14 protein-coding genes and 1 pseudogene are annotated in these 18,627 nt (G+C 73.1%); 5 read left to right on the top strand and 10 right to left on the bottom strand.

Annotation, left to right across the window (positions count from 1 at the left end):
• Positions 1–6: 6 nt before the first annotated feature.
• The gene (locus tag HA039_RS00700) at positions 7–975 is read right to left on the bottom strand and encodes a helix-turn-helix domain-containing protein (protein WP_167022183.1); all 969 of its coding nucleotides are present in this window, start codon (positions 973–975) and stop codon (positions 7–9) included.
• Positions 976–1,167: 192 nt separating this feature from the next.
• Here HA039_RS00700 and HA039_RS00705 point away from each other — a divergent pair, with 192 nt between their 5' ends.
• Positions 1,168–2,547 carry a CAP domain-containing protein gene (locus HA039_RS00705; RefSeq protein ID WP_167022185.1) on the top strand — a complete coding sequence of 460 codons (1,380 nt, stop codon included), beginning with the start codon at positions 1,168–1,170 and terminating at the stop codon, positions 2,545–2,547.
• Between the two features lie 30 nt (positions 2,548–2,577).
• Here the strand turns inward: HA039_RS00705 and HA039_RS00710 are convergent, their stop codons facing one another.
• From HA039_RS00710 to HA039_RS00730, 5 genes are read right to left on the bottom strand one after another with little or no spacing between them, the layout of a single operon-like run.
• Positions 2,578–3,027 carry a Fur family transcriptional regulator gene (locus tag HA039_RS00710; RefSeq protein WP_167022187.1) on the bottom strand — a complete coding sequence of 150 codons (450 nt, stop codon included), beginning with the start codon at positions 3,025–3,027 and terminating at the stop codon, positions 2,578–2,580.
• Position 3,028: 1 nt separating this feature from the next.
• A complete protein-coding gene (locus tag HA039_RS00715; protein WP_167022189.1) occupies positions 3,029–3,910 on the bottom strand; it encodes a metal ABC transporter permease in 882 nt (293 codons plus the stop codon).
• A complete protein-coding gene (locus HA039_RS00720) occupies positions 3,907–4,806 on the bottom strand; it encodes a metal ABC transporter permease (protein ID WP_243868970.1) in 900 nt (299 codons plus the stop codon). Before HA039_RS00720 ends, HA039_RS00715 begins: the two co-directional genes overlap by 4 nt.
• Positions 4,793–5,686, bottom strand: coding sequence for a metal ABC transporter ATP-binding protein (locus tag HA039_RS00725; RefSeq protein ID WP_243868974.1), 894 nt, complete (start codon positions 5,684–5,686; stop codon positions 4,793–4,795). Before HA039_RS00725 ends, HA039_RS00720 begins: the two co-directional genes overlap by 14 nt.
• Entirely contained in the window at positions 5,683–6,669 is a 987-nt protein-coding gene (locus HA039_RS00730; protein WP_167022191.1) for a metal ABC transporter solute-binding protein, Zn/Mn family, read from the bottom strand. Before HA039_RS00730 ends, HA039_RS00725 begins: the two co-directional genes overlap by 4 nt.
• A gap of 209 nt (positions 6,670–6,878) precedes the next feature.
• Between HA039_RS00730 and HA039_RS00735 the strand changes: the two genes are divergently transcribed.
• Both HA039_RS00735 and HA039_RS33700 read left to right on the top strand, forming a co-directional pair.
• On the top strand, positions 6,879–7,667 hold the full coding sequence (locus tag HA039_RS00735) for an SDR family NAD(P)-dependent oxidoreductase (protein WP_167022207.1): 789 nt from the start codon (positions 6,879–6,881) through the stop codon (positions 7,665–7,667).
• 769 nt (positions 7,668–8,436) lie between these two features.
• Positions 8,437–8,928: pseudogene (locus tag HA039_RS33700) on the top strand (PP2C family protein-serine/threonine phosphatase); the annotation flags it as partial.
• Here HA039_RS33700 and HA039_RS00740 read toward each other — a convergent pair.
• The 4 genes from HA039_RS00740 to HA039_RS00755 form a co-directional block, all read right to left on the bottom strand.
• Positions 8,867–10,228 (bottom strand): glycosyltransferase 87 family protein, encoded by a 1,362-nt coding sequence (locus HA039_RS00740; protein WP_167022209.1) that lies wholly within the window; start codon positions 10,226–10,228, stop codon positions 8,867–8,869. The pseudogene HA039_RS33700 and the gene HA039_RS00740 sit on opposite strands and share 62 nt — an antisense overlap.
• 17 nt (positions 10,229–10,245) lie before the next feature.
• The gene (mptB, locus tag HA039_RS00745; RefSeq protein ID WP_425086305.1) at positions 10,246–11,682 is read right to left on the bottom strand and encodes a polyprenol phosphomannose-dependent alpha 1,6 mannosyltransferase MptB; all 1,437 of its coding nucleotides are present in this window, start codon (positions 11,680–11,682) and stop codon (positions 10,246–10,248) included.
• Between the two features lie 210 nt (positions 11,683–11,892).
• Positions 11,893–13,620: a ThuA domain-containing protein gene (locus HA039_RS00750; protein WP_167022211.1), complete on the bottom strand. Its 1,728-nt coding sequence runs from the start codon at positions 13,618–13,620 to the stop codon at positions 11,893–11,895.
• Between the two features lie 20 nt (positions 13,621–13,640).
• Positions 13,641–16,520, bottom strand: a complete 2,880-nt coding sequence (locus tag HA039_RS00755; RefSeq protein WP_167022213.1) for a carbohydrate-binding protein — start codon at positions 16,518–16,520, stop codon at positions 13,641–13,643.
• Between the two features lie 598 nt (positions 16,521–17,118).
• Here HA039_RS00755 and HA039_RS00760 point away from each other — a divergent pair.
• Together HA039_RS00760 and HA039_RS00765 are read left to right on the top strand one after the other, a co-directional pair.
• Positions 17,119–18,264, top strand: a complete 1,146-nt coding sequence (locus HA039_RS00760; protein ID WP_167022215.1) for an inorganic phosphate transporter — start codon at positions 17,119–17,121, stop codon at positions 18,262–18,264.
• A gap of 71 nt (positions 18,265–18,335) precedes the next feature.
• On the top strand, positions 18,336–18,614 hold the full coding sequence (locus HA039_RS00765; RefSeq protein ID WP_167022217.1) for a hypothetical protein: 279 nt from the start codon (positions 18,336–18,338) through the stop codon (positions 18,612–18,614).
• The last annotated feature ends 13 nt before the right edge of the window (positions 18,615–18,627 follow it).

An 18,627-nucleotide genomic window follows, 5' to 3' on the forward strand; every position in this document is an offset into this window, starting at 1 on the left:
GCGTTCTCAGGGCCGGCGTGCGGACGGCCTGCTGTCGCGCCACTCGCGCGGGGACATCCCGTACGCCTCCTTGAAGACGCGGCCGAAGTGGCTGGCGTCGCGGAATCCCCAGCGCCGGGCGACCGACGCGATGGTCACCGCCGCCGCGCCCGGCCGCGCCAGCTCCCGGCGGCAGTGCTCCAGCCGGTGCGTCCTGATCCAGTCGCCGAGGTGGACGCCGGAGCGGGCGAGGATCGCGTACAGGTGCCGTACGGAGACGTTGTGCCGCCGTGCGATGGTCGCGGCGGTCAGGTCGTGGTCGGCGAGATGCGCGCCCACGTACTCCATGATCCGTACGCCCAGGGTGGCTTCGAGCGACTCGCGCGCCGGGCGCGGGTCGGGCAGCCGGGAGGTCAGTGCGGCCCGGATCAGTTCGATGCTGGCCGTGCCGACGGCGTCCGCGACGGACAGGTCGGGGACGTGCGGGGCCTCGGCCAGCCGGCGCAGATAGGTCGCGGCGAGGTCGGCCATCGGGTGCTCGGCGCCGAACCGCAGGGCGGTGAGCCGCCCGAGCGTGTCCGGCGGGAGGGCCAGGTCGCTCTGGGCCATGCGGAAGAAGTGCTGGTGGATGCCCTGCGGCTGGATCAGTGTGTACGGGACGGTCGTGTCGTAGAGGGCGAAGTCGCCGGGCCGCAGCACCGCCTCGCGGCCCCCCTGGACCACCATGCTGGTGCCGGACCGCTGGAGTCCGAGGAACACACTCGGCGGTCGATCGTCCCGGGCCAGCCGGGGGGTGCGCCGGACGGTGGTGGCGTCGGCCGCGACCGAACAGACGTTGAGCCGCCCCACGTCGCTGATCAGACCGCTCACCGCGATCCGGTCGGGCTCCGGCTGGTGCTCGATCTCGACCCGGACGACCCTGTTCCAGATCGCCTCCCGGATCGCCTCGGCGCGCTCGGCCGGCGCCACCTGCCGCACATCGAGGATGACCACCATCAGGCAACCACCTTCTGAACTCGCTCCACGCTGTCGGCCAGGGCGGGCCGAGTCTAACCGCCCCCGCGGCGCCGACCGGAGGCGAGGACCGGGCCCGATCCGGGTGCGGCGGAACCACCGCGGGCCCGTCCGGCGTTCTCGGGACAGCGCCGCGCGCACCGGCGCCCCCAGCGAGCCGGACGGGTGGTGGCGATGACCGAGTTGGTTCCCGGAGGGAATCTGCCGTTGCCGGACGGCGCGCTGACGATCCGGGTGCCCGGCCCCTTCGACGTGTCCGTCCTCGTCACCGGCGACAGCGGCAGGGTCGCCGGTGACGCGGACTTCGTGTTCTACAACCAGCCGTCGGCCCCGGGGGTCCGGCTCGGGTCCGGCACCGTCCGGGTCGATCCCGGGCGGCTGCGGGCGGGGGCCGCGCGGCTCACCGTCGTCGTGAGCGCCGCCGACCCGGGTGTCCCGCTCGGCCGGCTGCCCGTCCCGGTGCTGACGGTCGGCGGGGAGGGCCGGGGTGTCCTGGCCCGGTTCACGCCCCCGCGTCCGGCGACCGAGACCGTCCTGCTGCTGGCGGAGATCTACCGGCGGGGCGCCGGATGGAAGCTGCGCGCGCTGGGGCAGGGGTACGCGGACGGACTCGGCGGGATCGCCCGCGACTTCGGGGTGGACGTGGCCGAGGACGCCGCCGGGCCCGCCGCCGTCCCCCCGCCGCCCGCCGCTCCTCCCGCCGCTCCTCCGGTCCGCGCGGCGCCGGCCGCACGCCCCGCGCCCGCGCCGCCCCGGGCCGCCTTCGCGGACGGTACGGAAGCGGAGTTCGCCGCCCTCGTCCGTACCGAACGGCTCGGCGCGGGCGCCCTCCCCGCGACGGTCGAGCCCCGGCTCTCGGCGGCGGCCCGGGCCCATGCCGAGGCCATGGCCCGGCAGGGCCGGCTGGGCGCGGAGGGGCCCGACGGGACCTCCGTCTTCCAGCGGATCACGGCGGGCGGCTACCCGTACCTCAGGATCGAGCAGCAGTTGGTCTCGGGGCCCCGCACGGCCGGTGAGTTCCTGGACTACTGCCGCTCCAACGCGTCGACCCGGGCTCCCCTGCACGACTCCGCGCTGCCGGACGCCGGGATCGGGCGGGCGGTCGACCCCCGTACCGGCGACGTCTACTGGACGGCGCTGTGGGCGCGCCCCTTCACCGCCGGGGGGCTGGCCTCGATCGTGGCCGAGGTGCTCGCCCTCACCAACGCGGAGCGCGGCACGGCCGGGCTCCGCCCGCTCGCGCACGACCGGCGGCTGGCCGACGCCGCGCAGACGTACAGCACGGACATGGCCACGCGCGCCTTCTACTCCCACACCTCGCCCGAGGGGCTCGCCCCCTGGGACCGGGCCGCCGCCGCGGGCGCGCCCCACCGGGGTATCGGCGAGAACATCGCCTGCGGGCAGCGCACGGCGGCCGAGGTGGTGGAGGGGTGGATGAACAGCCCCGGGCACCGGGCCAACATCCTCAAGCCGGACTTCACGCACCTCGGGGTGGGGTACGCGGGCGGCGGCCCGGCGGGGACGTACTGGACGCAGCTCTTCGGGCAGACGTGACCGGCGACGGGCGCGGTGCCCGCCGCGTCGTCACGCGCCCCGGACGCCCGTCCGGCAGTCGGGGCAGGTGCCGGTCAGCTCGACCGTGTGCTGCACGTCCGCGTAGCCGCAGGTCTCGGTGATCCTGGCCGCCCAGGCCTCGACCAGGACGGCGTCGACCGGCACGCCGAGCCCGCAGTGCCGGCACAGCAGGTAGTGCTGGTGCTCGGCGCTGGGCCGGTAGCGGAAGCGGCGTTCGCCGCCCGGGTCGCGTACGAGATCGGCGCGGCCCGCGTCGGCGAGCGCCGTGAGAGTGCGGTACACGGTGCTCAGCCCCACCCGTTCGCCGGTGGCCGACAGGCGCGCGTGCAGGGCCTGGGCGCTGGTGAAGCCGCCGTGGGCGACCAGCGCGGCCAGGACGGTGGCCCGCTGCGCCGTGCGGCGCCCGAGCAGCCGTACCTCCTTCGCGGTGGCCGGGGACGGCGCCTGGTGGTCCGTCATGTCAGGCCGCCACCGGCGCGGGACGCCGCTTCGGGACGGGGACGAAGGTCGCGGCGTACACGGCGGTCGCCGCGGCCAGGATCCCGAAGCTGGGCGGCACCTGGGGCACGGCGTAGCTGAGCCCGAGCCCGGCCCACATCTCGCCCACCGCCAGTCCGGCGGAGAGGGCGAGCGCGCGGTAGGGGCGGTCGGTGAGGCGCTGCGCGGCGCCCGCGGGGGCGGCCAGCAGGCCGAGCAGCAGCAGGGAGCCGACCGCCTGGGTGGCCTCGGCCGCGCAGGCGCCCACGAGGAGGAGGAACCCGAAGCCGAGGAGGCGGACGGGCACCCCCCGGGCGGCGGCCACCTTCTCGTCCACCGACGCGAGCAGCAGCGGCCGGGCGATGACCACGACGGCCGCGCAGATCCCCACCGCCACCAGGGCCGCGAGGCGGGCCTGGCCGCTCGACATGCCGAAGATCGAGCCGAAGAGGACGTTCACCCCGGCGCCGCCGTTCGCCGCGCTCCGGGACGTCGTGTAGAGGGTCAGGAAGAAGACGCCCAGGCCCAGCACCCAGGAGAAGATGCCGCCGATGGCCACGTCGTCGACCTTGCCCCGGCGGCCGAGGCCGCCGAGCAGCAGGGCGACGGCGATGGTCGCGGCGAACAGGCCGAGGCGCGGGTCGTACCCGAGCGCGAGGGCCGCCAGCGCGCCGGTGAAGGCGACGTGGCTGAGCGCGTCCCCGGTGAAGACCTGGGCGCGCAGGACCAGGAAGTAGCCGATGAGACCGGCCGCGGCGGCGATCGCCGTCCCGGCCAGCAGGGCGTGCTGGAAGAACGGGTGCCCCAGGGCGCCCGGCCAGCCGGAGGCCGCGAGGACCGTGGCGGGTCCACTGCCGTACGTCATGCCGGGCCTCCCGCCGGTAGGGGTGCGGGCCTCCGGCGGCCGGCGAGGCCGCCGGCTCTGGCCAGGACGTAGCCCGCGAACGCGAACGTGGTGACGTAGAAGCCGAGGGGGTACGGCGAGTAGTAGGCGGCGATCAGGCCGAGCCAGGTCACGGCCACCGCGATCAGCGCGGACAGCGCGAGGCTCAGCACCGGCCGGGCGGTGAGCGCCTGCGCGGTCGCCGCGGGCATCACCAGCAGCGCGAAGACGAGGAGGGTGCCGGTGATCTGGCTCGCCTCGGCGGTCGCCGCGCCCAGCAGGACCAGGAACAGCGTGGAGAGCAGCCGTACCGGCACGCCGCGCCCGGCGGCCACGTCGGGGTCGACGGAGGCGAACAGGAGCGGCCGTCCAATGGCCGCGAGCACGGCGAGGACCAGCACGGTCACGCCGAGCAGGACCAGGACCTGGGTGGTGGTGATGCCGAGGAAGCTGCCGAAGAGCAGCGAGGTCACCCCGCCCAGCAGGCCTTTGTACAGGGCGGTGAAGAGGAAGCCGCAGGCGAGGAGGAACGCCTGGACGGTGCCGACGACCGCCGCCTCCCGGCCCTCGCTCTCGCGTCCCGCGCGCGGGACGGCGGCGACGACCAGGGCCGCGGTGAGGCAGAAGGCGAAGTAGCCGTAGGTGGCGCCAATCCCGACGAGCGCCGCGCCGGCCGCGCCGGGGAAGCCGACGACGGCGAGCGTGTGCCCGGCGAAGCTCTGGCGCCGCAGCACCATGAACCAGCCCATGACCCCGGCGCCCACCGCGATCACGGTGCCCGCCCGGAAGGCGTTGACCATGAACGGGAACGCCCACATCTGCGACACGTCGGTGATCAGGTTCCAGGACCACCCTCCGTACGCGTCAGCCAGTGGCACCGAGGCCCCCTCGCTCCCGTCCGGCGTGCCGGTCCGTGTGCACGGCGGGTGCCTCCGGCTGTCCCACGACCACCAGGCGGCCGTCGGACGTGCGCAGGACCTCGATCGGTGTGGAGTAGAGCCGGGTCAGCGTCTCGGAGGTGATCACCTCGGCGGGGGTGCCCGCGACGGCGCCGCCCTCGGCCAGGTACACGACCCGGTCGAGGCGGGACAGGATCGGGTTGACGTCGTGCGCGACCATGATCACGGTGACCCCCTCCTCCCGGCAGATGCGGCCGACCAGCGCGGCGACGGCCGCCTGGTTGGGCAGGTCGAGGCTGTCGAGCGGCTCGTCGAGCAGCAGCAGTTCGGGGCGGCGGACGAGCGCCTGCGCGATGAGCAGCCGTTGCTGTTCGCCGCCGGAGCAGGCGCCGATCGGCCGGTGGGCGTACGAGGCGGCCCCGACCAGCTCGATGACCTCGGCGATCCGCCGGGCGGCGGCCCTGCCGCGGGCGCCGAAGCGTCCCGGCAGGGGTACGCCCCAGCGGTCGCCGTCCCAGCCGAGGCGCACGATGTCGGTGCCGCGCATGCGCAGGGAGGTGTCGAAGCTGCGGCGCTGCGGGAGGTAGCCGACCCGCTCGCCGGCGCCGCCGGGCCGGGCGCCGAGGACGCGCACCTCGCCCGCGGCGGCCGGCAGCACCCCGAGGAGGACCTTGACGAGGGTGGACTTGCCGACCCCGTTCGGTCCGAGGACGGCGACGAACTCCCCCGCGCCGACGTCCAGGTCGACGCCGGACCACAGGGTGCGCTCCCCGACCCGTACCGCCGCGTTCCTCAGCGACACGACGGGGGCGGCCGGTACGGGGGGCGGGGGCACGGCGCGTACGGGTGCGGCGGTCACTTTCCGGTGGCCTTGGCCAGGGCCTGCTGGATGCCCTGGAGCTGGCGCACCTGCCAGTCCTGGAAGGACGCCCCGGCGGGGGTGAGGGTCTCGGTGACGGTGGCGACCGGGATGCCCTCGGCCTTCGCCTCCTTCACCTGCGCCTGCACGTCGGGGGTGGCGTTCTGGCTGTTGTAGACGTAGACCTTGATCTTCTTGTCGGCGATCTGCTGGTCGATCGTGGCCTTGTCCTTGGCGGTCGGGTCGGTGCCCTCGCTGATCGCGCTCAGGAACGAGTCCGGGGTGAGCATCTTGAGCCCGAGGCCGTCGGCGAGGGGGCTGACGATCGACTCGGAGGCGCCGATCGGGGTGCCCGCGTAGGTGTTCTTGATGTCCGCTATCAGCTTGCTGTACGGGGCGAGGGTGGTGGTGTCGTACGTGTTCCTGAGCTTGTCGAAGTCGGCGGCGTCGGCCGGGTCGATCTTCTTGTAGTCGGCGGTGATCCGGTCGATGACCTGGTGGACGTTGTCCGGGGAGTACCAGCGGTGGGGGTTGCCGCCGGGCTTGATGCCGACCAGGTCGCCGACCTCCAGGTCGGTGCGGGTGCTGGAGGGGCTGCCCGCGAGGAGCTTGTCGGCCCAGGCGTCGTAGCCGATGCCGTTGACGATCGTGAACTGCGCCCCGGCGACGGTCCTGGCGTCGGCGGCGGTGGGTTCGTAGTCGTGCGGGTCGGCGTCGGGGCTGTTGATGATGCTGGTGACCTTCACGTGGTCCCCGCCGAGCTGGGAGGCGATGCTGCCCCAGAAGTTCTCCGCCGCGACGACCTGGATGGTCTTGCCGCCGTGTGCGCCGCCGGCGGCCGCGGACGGGTCGGCGGACGATCCGCTTCCGGACGAGGACGAGGTGGAGCAGGCGGTGGCGGCGACCGCGGCCAGGACGGCGACGCCACCGAGGGCGAGCCGGGTCGGCCGGCGGACGGCGGAACGGGGCGGAACTGCGTTCATGAAACGGGATCTCCTCATACAAGCCGGTGGGTATCGGTGGGATACCGGCGCTCCGGACGAGCCCGACGCTAGATGGGAACGACTTTCAACACCATGGGTCATTACCTAGATATGAAAATCATTGCCACATCTTGACCGCTCGCCCGGCCGCCACCCCGACCGCATACGCTCGGGGCCTGATTTCCGTCGGCAGAAGGGCATGGGGCGCCATGGACATGGAACTGAGCGGCAGAACAGTGGTCGTGACGGGGGCCGGCCGGGGTATCGGGCTGGCCGTGACCCGGGCGCTGGCCGCCGAGGGGGCCGAGGTCGTCGCCGGGTCCCGCTCGGTCACCGACGACCTGGAGAAGCTGGCCGCGACCCACCCCGTCCACCCGGTGGCGGTGGATCTGGCGTCGCCCTCCGGGCCCGCCGACCTGATCGCGCGGGCGGTCGAACTCACCGGCGGGGTGGACATCCTCGTCAACAACGTCGGCGGCCTACGCCCCCGTACCGAGGGATTCCTGTCGGTCACCGACGACGACTGGGACCACGCGCTGCTCGTCAACCTGATGTCGGCGGTACGGACGATCCGGGCCGTCCTCCCGCACTTCCTGGAGCGGGGCGCCGGGAACATCGTCACCATCAGCTCGGTGAACGCCACGCTCCCCGATCCGCTGGTGGTCGACTACGGCGCCGCGAAGGCGGCGCTGACCAACGTCTGCAAGGCGGTGTCGAAGGAGTACGGGCCGCGGGGGATCCGGAGCAACACGATCAGCCCGGGCCCCGTCTCCACGGCGCTCTGGCTCGGGGACGGCGGTGTGGCCGCCACCGTGGCGCGGGCGTCCGGGCAGGACCCGGCGGCCATCGCCGAGAGCGCCGCGGGCGACGCGGTGACCGGGCGGTTCACCCGCCCCGAGGAGGTCGCCGACGTGGTCGTCTGGCTGGCCGGCGGACGGGCGTCCAACGTCACCGGGGCCGACTTCACGATCGACGGCGGGCTGATCACGACCGTCTGAGCCGGCCTGGCCCCCACGGTCCGCCACGGATCCTCGGGGGCCTCGCCCCGGCCGCGCGGAACCCCTCCGATGGTGTGAGACTGCCGGTAGGAGGTACTGACCCGTGGCCGGCGAATCTTCCGCACAGGGCCCCGGCTCCCGCCCCGAACTGGGGCCGGGTCCCGGGCCGGGCGAGGCGCTGCTCGACCGGCTGCTGGCCGAGGCGCAGGGCGCGGCGCCGATGGACCTCCCCGACCTGGTGGACCGGTGCGCGAGCGCCATCGGCCTGCGGCAGCTCGCGGTGTACGTCATCGACCTCCAGCAGCGCCATCTCGTGCCGCTCACCGACGGGCTGCCGTCGCTGGACGTGGACTCCTCGACGGCCGGTGAGGCGTACCGGACGCTCTCCCTCCAGTTGGAGGAGAAGCTCAGGACCGACGAGCTGACCGCGTGGCTGCCCCTGGTCGACGGCGCGGAGCGGCTCGGTGTCCTCGGCATCCGTACGGCGGTGTTCGACGCCACCCGCCTGCGCCGCTGCCGCATGCTCGCCACCGTGCTCGCCATGGTGATCACCTCGAAGCGGGCGTACAGCGACAGCTTCGCGCGGCGGGCCCGGTCCGAGCCGATGCGGCTGCCCGCGGAGATGCTCCGCGCGTTCCTGCCGCCCCGGACCATCGGCAACACCAAGGTCATCTCGACGGGCGCGCTGGAGCCGGCGTACCGCATCGGCGGTGACGCGTTCGACCACTCGCTGACGCAGTCGACCCTGCACGCGGCGATCCTCGACTCCATGGGCCACAACCTGGCCTCGGGGCTGACGACCGCGGTCGCCCTGGCGGGCTGCCGCAACGCCCGCCGGGCCGGGGCCGACCTGCCGCAGCTGGTCGACACCGTCGACCAGGCGCTCGCGCAGTGGCTGCCCGACCAGTACTGCACCGGCATCCTCAGCCAGCTCGACCTGAACGACGGTGTCTTCCGGTGGATCAACTGCGGGCATCCGCCGCCGCTGCTCATCCGTGACCGCCGGGTGCTGGGCCAGGCCCTGGAGCGCACCCCGCAGGCGCCGATGGGACTCGCCGCCCAGTTCTCCGACGCGCCCCACGAGGTCAACGAGGTGGCGTTGAAGGCGGGCGACCGGGTGCTGTTCTACACGGACGGGGTGACGGAGGCGCGGGTCGACGGAGGCGCGCAGCTCGGCCTCGAACGCTTCACCGACTCGATCATCCGCGCCACGGCCTCGGGGAAACTCGCGCCGGAGGCCCTGCGGGTGCTGATCCACTCGATCCTGGACGGCCAGCGGAACCAGCTGCGCGACGACGCGACGATCCTGCTGATCGAGTGGCTGCCGCAGGGCCGCTGAACGCCGGGCGCGGGGGTACGGTCCCCGGCCGCCGCGAGCCCGCCTCCTTCGCCTCCGCGGGGCGGTCCGGCGCGGTCGTGCGCAACGGCAGGGCGACCAGCAGGCCCAGGGTGATCCAGACGTAGGCGTTGGAGCCGACGACGGCGCCCGGGCCGGTGGCGTCGTCGCGCCACAGCCAGACGACACTGCTGCACAGCAGGACGTAGAGCGCCGCGCACAGGGCCAGCAGGCGGCCGTTGCGCCGGCCTCCGTCGTCCCGGCGCAGGGCCGTGTCGACGAGGACGACGAGGGCGGGGAGGACCCAGACCAGGTGGTGGACCCAGGTCACCGGGCTGACGAGGCAGGCGGCCAGCCCCGTGAGGGCGAACCCGGCCCGGTCGTCGCCGCACCGCACGGCCGCGCGGGCCCGGTAGGCCCACACCGCGAGGACGACGGCCGCACACGCGAGCCACACCGCGTGGCCGGTGTCCTCGGGGCGCAGGCGGGACAGGACTCCCTGCACCGACTGGTTGGAGACGTAGCCGAGTTCGCCGACGCGTCCGGTGTCCCACAGCGCCCGGGTCCAGAAGTCCCTGGAGGCCCCGGGGTCGAGGACGGCGGCGAACAGGGTGGCGGCCGCCGCCGTTCCTGTGGCGACCGCGGCCTGTCTGCGGCGGCCGGTGATCAGGAGGTAGCCGATGAAGAGCGCGGGGGTGAGTTTGACCGCCGTCGCGAGGCCGATGCCGATCCCCGCGTACCGCCCGCGCCCGGTGGCCAGCAGCCGGGCGTCGGCGAGGACGAGCGCGACGAGCAGGAGGTTGACCTGGCCGAAGGAGAAGGTGTCGCGGACCGGTTCGAACAGGCCGAAGAGACAGCCGATCACGACCCACGCGAACCAGCCGCGCCACGCCTCGCGGCGGACGGCCGGGCCCAGCAGCCAGCGCAGCACCAGCACCGACGCCACGACACCGAGGACCACGCTGATCGCCACGGCGACCGGCCAGGGGACCAGCGCCATCGGCAGCATCGACACGGCCGCGAAGGGCGGGTATGTGAAGCCGTAGCGCGTACCGGGGCTGAGGTAGTCGTAGATCCGGCCGCCGTGGTGGACCCACTCCCCCACTGCGCCGTAGTACACACCGACGTCGAAGAAGCCGCGGAACAGCGGGACGGTCGCCAGGAAGACGGCGGTGGCGGTGACCAGGCACACCGCGACGGCCGCCCGCCCGCCGGGCCGCGCCATGACCCGGCGCGGCCACCTCACGACGCGGTCCGGGTACGGGCGGGCAGGACGGCCGGCTCCGACATGAGGAACATCCACCACAGCGTGACGAGGGCGAGCGCCCCGCCCGCCACCGCGAAGGTCAACTGCGCCCCGTCCGGCGGGGATCCGCTGGGCAGCATGCCGAGCGCGAGGATCCCGCTGCCCACCGACGCCCAGCGCCGTACCCGGCCGTCGGGCGCGGCCGCCGCGATCAGGAACAGCCCCCACAGCGCGTACCACGGCCGGAACGCCGGGCCCAGCGCGAAGACGGCGAGGAGGCTCAGCGCGAGCGCGTACACCGGGCCGAGCCGGGTCCGGTGGGCCCGGCGCAGCCACAGCCAGGACACGGCCAGGACGGTGACCACGAGGCCGAGCCGCCGCCAGGCCGGGACGGCGAGGTCGCCGAGGCCGCTGCCCACGCCGTCCAGCAGGGCCCCGCTGAGGCGTCCGAGCCCGCTGGTCAGGGACCAGTTGTCGGCGGAGACGGGGGTGGAGAGCGCCCCGAGCCAGCCGTATCCCGTACCGGCCAGGGCGGTCACGACCACGGTGGTGGCGAGGGCCACGGCGCCGGTCAGCGCGGCGGCCCTGGCGGTACGGCCCCGGCCCCGGAGCGCGCCGGACCAGAGGGCGGCGACCGCCAGCAGGCCGAGCGCGGCGGGCGCCTTCACGAGTGCGGCCAGGGAGACGAGGACGGCGGCGCGGGCGGGCATCGCGCCGAGGGCGGCGACCAGGCCGGCGCCGAGCAGTCCCAGCATGAGGGCGTCGTTGTGGGCGCCCGCGACGAGGTGCAGCAGGACGAGCGGGTTGAGCGCGCCGAGCCACAGCGCGGCCGAGGGGTCGACGCCGCAGCGGCGGGCGAGCGAGGGCAGGAACGCGATCATCAGCCCGACGCCGAGCAGGGCGACGAGCCGCATGCCGAGGATGCCGGCGGGCATGTCGAGCCGGGTCAGGACGGAGGTCTTCCCGGCGACGAACAGGAAGACCGGGCCGTAGGGCGCGGGGGTGTGCTGCCAGACGGGGGCCACCTCGGTCGCGAGCGGGCCGCCGAGCTGCGCGGGGCCGTGGACGTACACATCCATCCGGGCCTGGACCATGGCGCCCTGCGCCAGGTAGCTGTAGACGTCGCGGCTGAACAGGGGCGGTCCGAGGACGAGGGGCGCGGCCCACATCCCCAGCGTCACGAGCAGGGTGCGGGGGGTGGGCGGGCGGGGGCCGCGGACGGCTCTGCCGAGCCACCACCAGGCGGCTATGAGCAGGACGAGGCCGAAGTACGCGCAGACGAGCCCGAGGGCGGCGCGCCCGGAGGAGGGCAGCAGCGCGTCGCGTACGGGCAGCGCGCCCGCGGTCAGCCCGCCGGTCATGAGCGCGACGGACCCGGCGAGCCCCAGCATCCGGCATCGGCGCGGGTTCACTTCCGCGTTCAGGGCGAGCATCTGTGGAGGCTCGCAGCAGGTGGTGGCCGGAAGGCGACAGCCTGCCCACGGTCCGGTGGCCGCCGCGCAGCCGGGGGCTTACGGGTGCCGCTTCCCTCGACCTGACACGCCGCCACCCCGGGCGGACGGCCGGCCCGTGACAGGGCGGGGCGGGCCCCGGTGTGTCCGGGACCCGCCCTGCCGGTCGTGGAGCCGCGCCGGTGCGGCCCGTTACCTCCCGATCGTGAAGGTGTCGATGTCGAACAGGGAACCCGCGCCGCCGGTGAAGGTGAGGAACACCGGTCCTGTCGGTGTGCCGGACAGCGTGGTGGTGACGGTCCTGAAGGTCTCCCAGCCGCCGGTGTTGGGAACGGCGACCGAGCCGACCACCGGTCCGGTGGCCGAGCCCGAGCGGACCTGGACGGTGCCGCCCGCGCCGGCCGAGGAGACCTTCGCGGTGAAGGTCTTCGCCCCGGTGAGGGACGCCTGGGCGTAGCCCGCCCAGTCGCCGTTCTCGATGTAGCCGAGGGTCTGGCCGCCGCTGGCCGGGGTGTGGCCGGCCGCCTGGACGCCCTGCTGCGAGGTGAACGACTCGCCCTCGTACGTGGACGACGTGGGCGGGGTCGTACCGCCCAGCTCCTTGATCCGGACGTTGCGGAAGGACACGTCGTCACCGGTGCCGTGGTTCTGGATCCCGATGTATCCCTGCTGGAGGGAGCGGACGGGGTCCGTGTTGGTGAAGTCGTTGATCCGCGTGCCGTTGAGGAAGACCTGGAGCCTCTCCCCCTCCACCCGGATCTCGTACGTGTTCCAACTGCCGGGCGGGTTCAGCGCGGCGTCCCTGGCCGCGATGTCCGCCGACTTGAAGCCGTACACCGAACCGGTGGTCCGGTCGGCGGTGTCGGTGGCGTCGATCTGGATCTCGTACCCCTGGTTGACCGCCGAGTTGGGATCGGTGGAGCTGGGGAAGCCCACGAACACACCGGAGTTGTCGTCCCCGGGCATCCGCCAGTCCAGCTTGAGGGAGTACGCGCCGTACTGCTTCGCCTGGTACCAGTACAGGCCCATGCCGCCCGTGGAGGTGAGGGTGGCGTCGGAGTTGGTGAAGCTGCCGGGACCGGCCTGGGACCAGCCGGTGGTGGAGCCGTTGTAGAGCGGGGTGTAGCCGGTCTCCGCGCGGCAGTCGGCCTTGGCCCAGCCCGCCGCGTACCGGATGCCGCCGAGCAGCAGCGACCGGAACGCGGGGTCGGCGTAGGACTCCTGGGTGTGGCCGAGTCCGGTGTAGAAGGACCGGCCGTTGCCCTGCGGGTGGCACCAGGTGATCGGGTGGTCCCCGCTCATCTCGCCGCCGCTGTAGCTGCCTTCGTCGAGGTTCTGGAGCACCTTGACGTTGTTGCGGGGGTTGGTGCGGTAGTTGTACCACTCGTCGGTGCGGTTCCAGGTCTGGCCGAGGTGCGAGGTGGCCGCGTGGGCCCGGTCCTCGGTCCGCAGCGTGGCCTGCTGGATCGCCGGGTGGCTCTTGAACCAGGCGCCGGCGATCTGCTCGTACTGCGGCCAGTCGTACTCGGTGTCCGCGGCGGCGTGGATGCCCAGGTAGCCGCCGCCTCCGTCGACGTACGACTGGAAGGCCGCCTGCTGGGTGGCGTTGAGGACGTCACCGGTGGTGGAGAGGAACACCACCGCCTTGAAGCCGGCCAGGTTGGCGGTGGTGAAGGCGTTGCTGTCCTCGGTGGCCGTGACCGTGAAGTTGTTGGCCGCGCCGAGGTCCCGGATGGCCTGGGTGCCGGCCGGGATGGAGTCGTGGCGGAAGCCCGCCGTCTTGGAGAAGACGAGCACCTTGTACGCGGGGTCGGCGGCCTGGGCCGTGGCGGCCGGGGTCAGGAGCGACCCGGCCAGCCCGAGGGCGACGACGAGGGCGGAGGCTGCCGTGGCCGGCAGGCGCCGTAGGTGACGGAACATCAGTGGCCCTTTCCCGCGCTTCACTTGGTGAGGGTGAGGGTGTCGATGTCGAACAGGGACCCGGCGCCACCGGTGAAGGTGAGGAACAGCGCTCCGGAGGAGGTGGTGCCGGTCAGGGACGTGGAGACGTTGGTGAAGGTCTCCCAGCCGCCGGTGTTGGCGACCGCCACCGTGCCGAGGACGGCGCCGGTGGCCGAGCCCGACCGGATCGTGATGGTGCCGCCCGCGCCGGCCGAGGAGACCTTGGCGCTGAACGTCCTGGTCCCGGCGGTCGGGACGGAGGCGTACCCCGCCCAGTCACCGTTCTCGATGTAGCCGAGCGTCTGGCCGCCGCTCGCCGGGGTGTGGGCGGCGCTCTGGACGCCCTGTCCGGAGCTGAACGACTCGCCCTCGACGGTCTGGCTCGACCCGCCGCCGGTACCGGTGGCGAAGGTGAAGGCGTCGAGGTCGAAGAGGTTGCCCTGCCCGGTCACGCCCTTGAAGACGAGGAACAACTCCGTGGTGCCGGAAGGCGCGTTGGCCAGGTTCGCCGAGACGTCGGCGAACGTGTCCCAGCTCCCGGTCGGTGCCACGGTCACCGTGCCCAGCAGGGTGCCGGTGGCCGAGCCCGCCCGTACTTCGAGGGTGCCGCCGACGCCGCCGGAGGAGACCCTCGCGGTGATGCGGTTGGCGTTGCCCAGGACGTACGGCTTGAAGGAGATCCAGTCGTTGTTGTCGGTGAAGCCGACGGTGCTGCCGCCTTCGGCGGTGGCGTGGGAGGCCACCTGGATGCCGCCGCTCTGGGCGGAGAAGTGCTCGCCCTGGCGGTGGCGGGGCTGGAGGATGCGCGCGCTGTGCGTGGTCAGCCCGGCGGCGTCGGTGTACTCGGCGTCGAAGACGCCGTAGATGTTGGCGGCGCTGTCGTGCTCGCCGTCGGCCGGTACGGAGAGGTTGCCGGAGCAGCCGGTGGCCTGGGTGATCTGGTGGCGGTGCTCGTCGTGGCCGAGGAGGTAGGTGACCTTGACCTTGGAGCAGTCGATGGCGCCGTCCTCGGGGTCGCTCACCGAGACCTGGAAGGGCACGGTGTCGCCGAAGGAGAAGAGCTGGCCGTCACCAGGGGTGGTGAGGTTGACCGTGGGCGCGGTGTTGCCCGCCGTCACGACGAGGCTCGCGGAGCCGGTCAGGCCTTCCGGGTCCCTGACGGTGAGGGTGGGGCGGAAGGTGCCCCGGGTGGTGTACGTGTGGCTCGGGTTGGCGGCAGTGGAGCTGGTGCCGTCGCCGAAGTCCCACGCGTAGGTGAGGGCCCTGCCCTCGGGGTCGGCGCTGCCGGCCGAGGAGAAGGCGACCGTGAGCGGGACGGCTCCGGACACCTTGTCGGCGGCGGCCTTGGCGACCGGGTTGCGGTTGCTGCCGCCGATGTACTCGACGCGGTACAGGGCCTGGTTGTTGGCGCCGGTGCCGTAGTCGAGGACGTACAGCGCGCCGTCGGGGCCGAAGGCCTGGTCCATGACCTGGGTACCGGTCCAGGGGAAGGCCTCGATGACACCGGGGGTGCCGTCGGACTTGACCTCGATGGCCTTGATCCACTTGCGGCCGTACTCGGCGGCGAAGAAGCGGCCGTCGAGGGACTGGGGGAACTTGACGCTGGAGTTCAGCGCCGCGTTGTAGCGGTAGACGGGTCCGCCCATGGGGGACTCGGAGCCGCCGCCGAACTCGGGCGGGGAGCCCGCGTCGCCGCCGTACTTGATCCACGAGGGCTTGGCGGCGGGGAGGGTGGCCAGGCCGGTGTTGCGGAAGGAGTTGTTGGCCGGCGCGCCGCAGTTGTACTTCCCGGCGGACGGGCCGCTGGGGAAGGCGTACTCGCCGTACGTCTCCGCGGCGGCGTTCGTCCCGGTGCAGTACGGCCAGCCGTAGTTGCCGGGGGCGGTGATCCGGTTGAACTCGACCTGGCCGCTGGGGCCGCGCGCGCCGTCGGTGACGCCCGCGTCGGGGCCGTAGTCACCGAGGTAGACGATGCCGGTGGCCTTGTCGACGGACATCCGGAAGGGGTTGCGGAAGCCCATCGCGTAGATCTCGGGACGGGTCCTGGCCGTACCGGGGGCGAAGAGGTTCCCCGCGGGCACGGTGTAGCCGCCGGCGGCGGTGGGCTTGATCCGCAGGACCTTGCCGCGCAGGTCGTTGGTGTTCCCGGAGGATCGCTGGGCGTCGAACTGCGGGTTGCGGTCGGTCCGTTCGTCGATCGGCGCGTAGCCGCTCGACTCGAAGGGGTTCGTGTCGTCGCCGGTTGTCAGGTAGAGGTTCCCCGCGGCGTCGAAGTCGATGTCACCGCCCACGTGGCAGCACTGGCCGCGGTCGTTGGGCACTTCGAGGACGACCTTCTCGCTGGCCAGGTCGAGCGTGTTGTCGGCCTTGAGGGTGAAGCGGGAGAGGTTGAGGTGTCCCTTCCACGCTTCGAAGGTGGCCGCCGAACCGGTGGTGGGGGCGTCGCCGCCGGGCGTGGTGAGCTTCGGCGAGTAGTACAGGTACAGGTAGCGGTTCGAGGCGAAGCCGGGGTCGGCGGCGATGCCCTGGAGGCCTTCCTCGTCGTGCGTGTAGACGTCCAGCTTGCCGGCCGACTTGGTGTTGCCCGCGGCGTCCGTGTAGCGGACCGTACCGTCCCTGGCGGTGTGGACCACGGCGCGGTCGGGCAGCACGGCGAGTGACATCGCCTCACCCAACTCAGCTGATCCGAGGGCGAGTTGCACCTGCTGGTAGTCACCGGTGGGGATGACCGCCGCGGCGGCGGTGTCGTGCTCGGGGTGTCCGGGGTGCGCGGAGGCCGTGGGGACGGCGAGCGCACCGCCGCTCACCACCAGGCCCAGCACCGTGAGCCACCTCAACCACGCACGTCTCGGGCGTGGCCGTCCTGACAGTCCTGACATGGAGCGTCCTTCCTGACCTTGCGGGGGGAGTGAGTCGGGCAGGGCGCGCGACTGACGCGTTGCCGTGTCACTGCGGGAGGAGCCTGCGCCCCGGTGATGTCCCGTCACCTGGGCGGCAGCCGTACCGATCTGGGGGGAAGCTGGGGAGAGCTTTCGATGCGGCATCAAGGTGGTGCGGAGACTCGCGCGAGTTTTTGCATGCTGGCAACGGCGACTTAATTTGTCAAGGGCGTGGTCAAATTGCCGTGACAGTCGTCCGAAAGGCCTGAAGTCACCGTTATGGACGGCAACACCCTTACGGGAAGGGCCCGGTGTGCGGCATGCGCGCACCGGGCCCCGGCGGTCCGCTCCCGGTGGCGGCCGCAAGGATGCCGCTTTAGTTCACGGTTAAAACTATATGGGTGGGGCAGCGGTCCGTCCGGGACGGCCGGAGGGCGGACAGCGCTCTCTTCGTATACGACCGGCTGTCCGGCCCCGTGGCCGGGCCTGCCACCCGGCGCCGGCCGGCGGCCCCGCGCACTGACCCTTTGGAAGGAAGATCCGGTGTCGGTCCGCCGGTTCCCCCGCCCTCGGGCACCGCTGCGCTTGTATGGGGCAAATGGACCACATCACGTTCCTCGTGGCAATGGTGATCGTGACGGCGCTCGCGTTCGACTTCACCAACGGATTCCACGACACCGCGAACGCGATGGCCACGTCCATCGCCACAAAAGCCCTGCGCCCCAAGGTCGCGGTCCTCATCAGCGGAGTCCTCAACGTGGTGGGCGCGTTCCTGTCCACGGAGGTCGCGAAGACGATCTCCGGGGGCATCGTGAACGACAGTCTGGTCACCCCGGGCATGATCTTCGCCGGACTGATCGGCGCCATCCTGTGGAATCTGACGACCTGGCTGCTGGGCCTCCCCTCCAGCTCCTCGCACGCGCTGTTCGGCGGACTGATCGGCGCGGTGTGGGTGGGCGCGGGGCAGCAGGGCGTGCACTTCGAGAAGGTCGTCGAGAAGATCCTCCTTCCGGCCGTGGCCTCCCCGCTCATCGCGGGTGTCGCCGCGCTCGCGGCCACGTACCTCGCCTACCGCCTCACCCGCCGGGGCCGGGAGACCTCGGTGGACCACGGCTTCCGGCTCGGCCAGATCGCCTCCGCCTCCCTGGTCTCCCTGGCGCACGGCACCAACGACGCGCAGAAGACGATGGGGGTCATCACCCTCACCCTGATCTCGGCCGGCGCGCTCGCGCCCGATTCCGGGCCGCCGCTGTGGGTGATCGGCTCGGCGGGGCTCGCGATCGGGCTCGGTACGTACCTGGGCGGCTGGCGGATCATCAGGACGATGGGCAGGGGCCTCACCGACATCCGGGCCCCCCAGGGCTTCGCCGCTGAGTCCTCGGCGACCACCGTCATCCTCACCTCCGCGCACCTCGGCTTCGCCCTGTCCACCACCCAGGTCTGCGCCGGGGGCATCCTCGGCGCGGGGCTGGGCCGCCGGCTCGCCCAGGTCCGCTGGGGGACGGCCGGGCGCATGGTGATCGCCTGGTGCGTGACCCTGCCCGCCGCCGCGGCCGTCGGGGCGCTCGCCGCGAGTGTGGTGGTGCACGGCGGCACGTTCGGGATCGTGGTCGTCTCCGTCGTCGCCGCGGCCCTCGCCGCGTTCATCTTCGTCATGTCCCGCCGCACCCCCGTGACCTCCCGCAACGTCAACGACGACCACGCCGTGACCGTCCGCCCCGGCCCCGCCAAGGCGAATGTCTGACCGCCGCTGACCGGCGCGCCCCACGAGACGCATCACGAGACGCATGACGAGACGCATGACGAGGAGGAGCTATGGACCTGCACTGGAGCTCGCTGGGTGAGGTCGCCGTGGTCAGCATCGGCGCCACGGTCGGCGTCGTGATCGTCTTCTCACTGGGGGTACGGGCGCTGGCCACGCGGGAGGAGGACGGCGGGCCGGCGCGGCCGCACCCGCGACCGGGCGGCGGGAGCACGGCGTACGGGGCGCGCCGGCCGGGAGCCCCGGCGATGGCCGTCGCCGGGGTGTGCTTCCTCGCGTGTGCCGTGGCCGTGCTCTACGGGCTGTACCTGATCGTCCCGCAGTTCCACTGACCCCGGTCCTGAC

Origin of the sequence: Streptomyces liangshanensis (genome assembly GCF_011694815.1) — a bacterium.
Lineage (GTDB): Bacteria > Actinomycetota > Actinomycetes > Streptomycetales > Streptomycetaceae > Streptomyces > Streptomyces liangshanensis.

Bases quoted from the DNA above. Each gene is read 5' to 3' on its own strand.
- HA039_RS00700 (WP_167022183.1), bottom strand. From the start codon at position 975: ATGGTGGTCATCCTCGATGTGCGGCAGGTGGCGCCGGCCGAGCGCGCC.
- HA039_RS00705 (WP_167022185.1), top strand. From the start codon at position 1,168: ATGACCGAGTTGGTTCCCGGAGGGAATCTGCCGTTGCCGGACGGCGCG.
- HA039_RS00710 (WP_167022187.1), bottom strand. From the start codon at position 3,027: ATGACGGACCACCAGGCGCCGTCCCCGGCCACCGCGAAGGAGGTACGG.
- HA039_RS00715 (WP_167022189.1), bottom strand. From the start codon at position 3,910: ATGACGTACGGCAGTGGACCCGCCACGGTCCTCGCGGCCTCCGGCTGG.
- HA039_RS00730 (WP_167022191.1), bottom strand. From the start codon at position 6,669: ATGAACGCAGTTCCGCCCCGTTCCGCCGTCCGCCGGCCGACCCGGCTC.
- HA039_RS00735 (WP_167022207.1), top strand. From the start codon at position 6,879: ATGGACATGGAACTGAGCGGCAGAACAGTGGTCGTGACGGGGGCCGGC.
- HA039_RS00740 (WP_167022209.1), bottom strand. From the start codon at position 10,228: ATGGCGCGGCCCGGCGGGCGGGCGGCCGTCGCGGTGTGCCTGGTCACC.
- mptB (WP_425086305.1), bottom strand. From the start codon at position 11,682: ATGCTCGCCCTGAACGCGGAAGTGAACCCGCGCCGATGCCGGATGCTG.
- HA039_RS00750 (WP_167022211.1), bottom strand. From the start codon at position 13,620: ATGTTCCGTCACCTACGGCGCCTGCCGGCCACGGCAGCCTCCGCCCTC.
- HA039_RS00755 (WP_167022213.1), bottom strand. From the start codon at position 16,520: ATGTCAGGACTGTCAGGACGGCCACGCCCGAGACGTGCGTGGTTGAGG.
- HA039_RS00760 (WP_167022215.1), top strand. From the start codon at position 17,119: ATGGACCACATCACGTTCCTCGTGGCAATGGTGATCGTGACGGCGCTC.
- HA039_RS00765 (WP_167022217.1), top strand. From the start codon at position 18,336: ATGGACCTGCACTGGAGCTCGCTGGGTGAGGTCGCCGTGGTCAGCATC.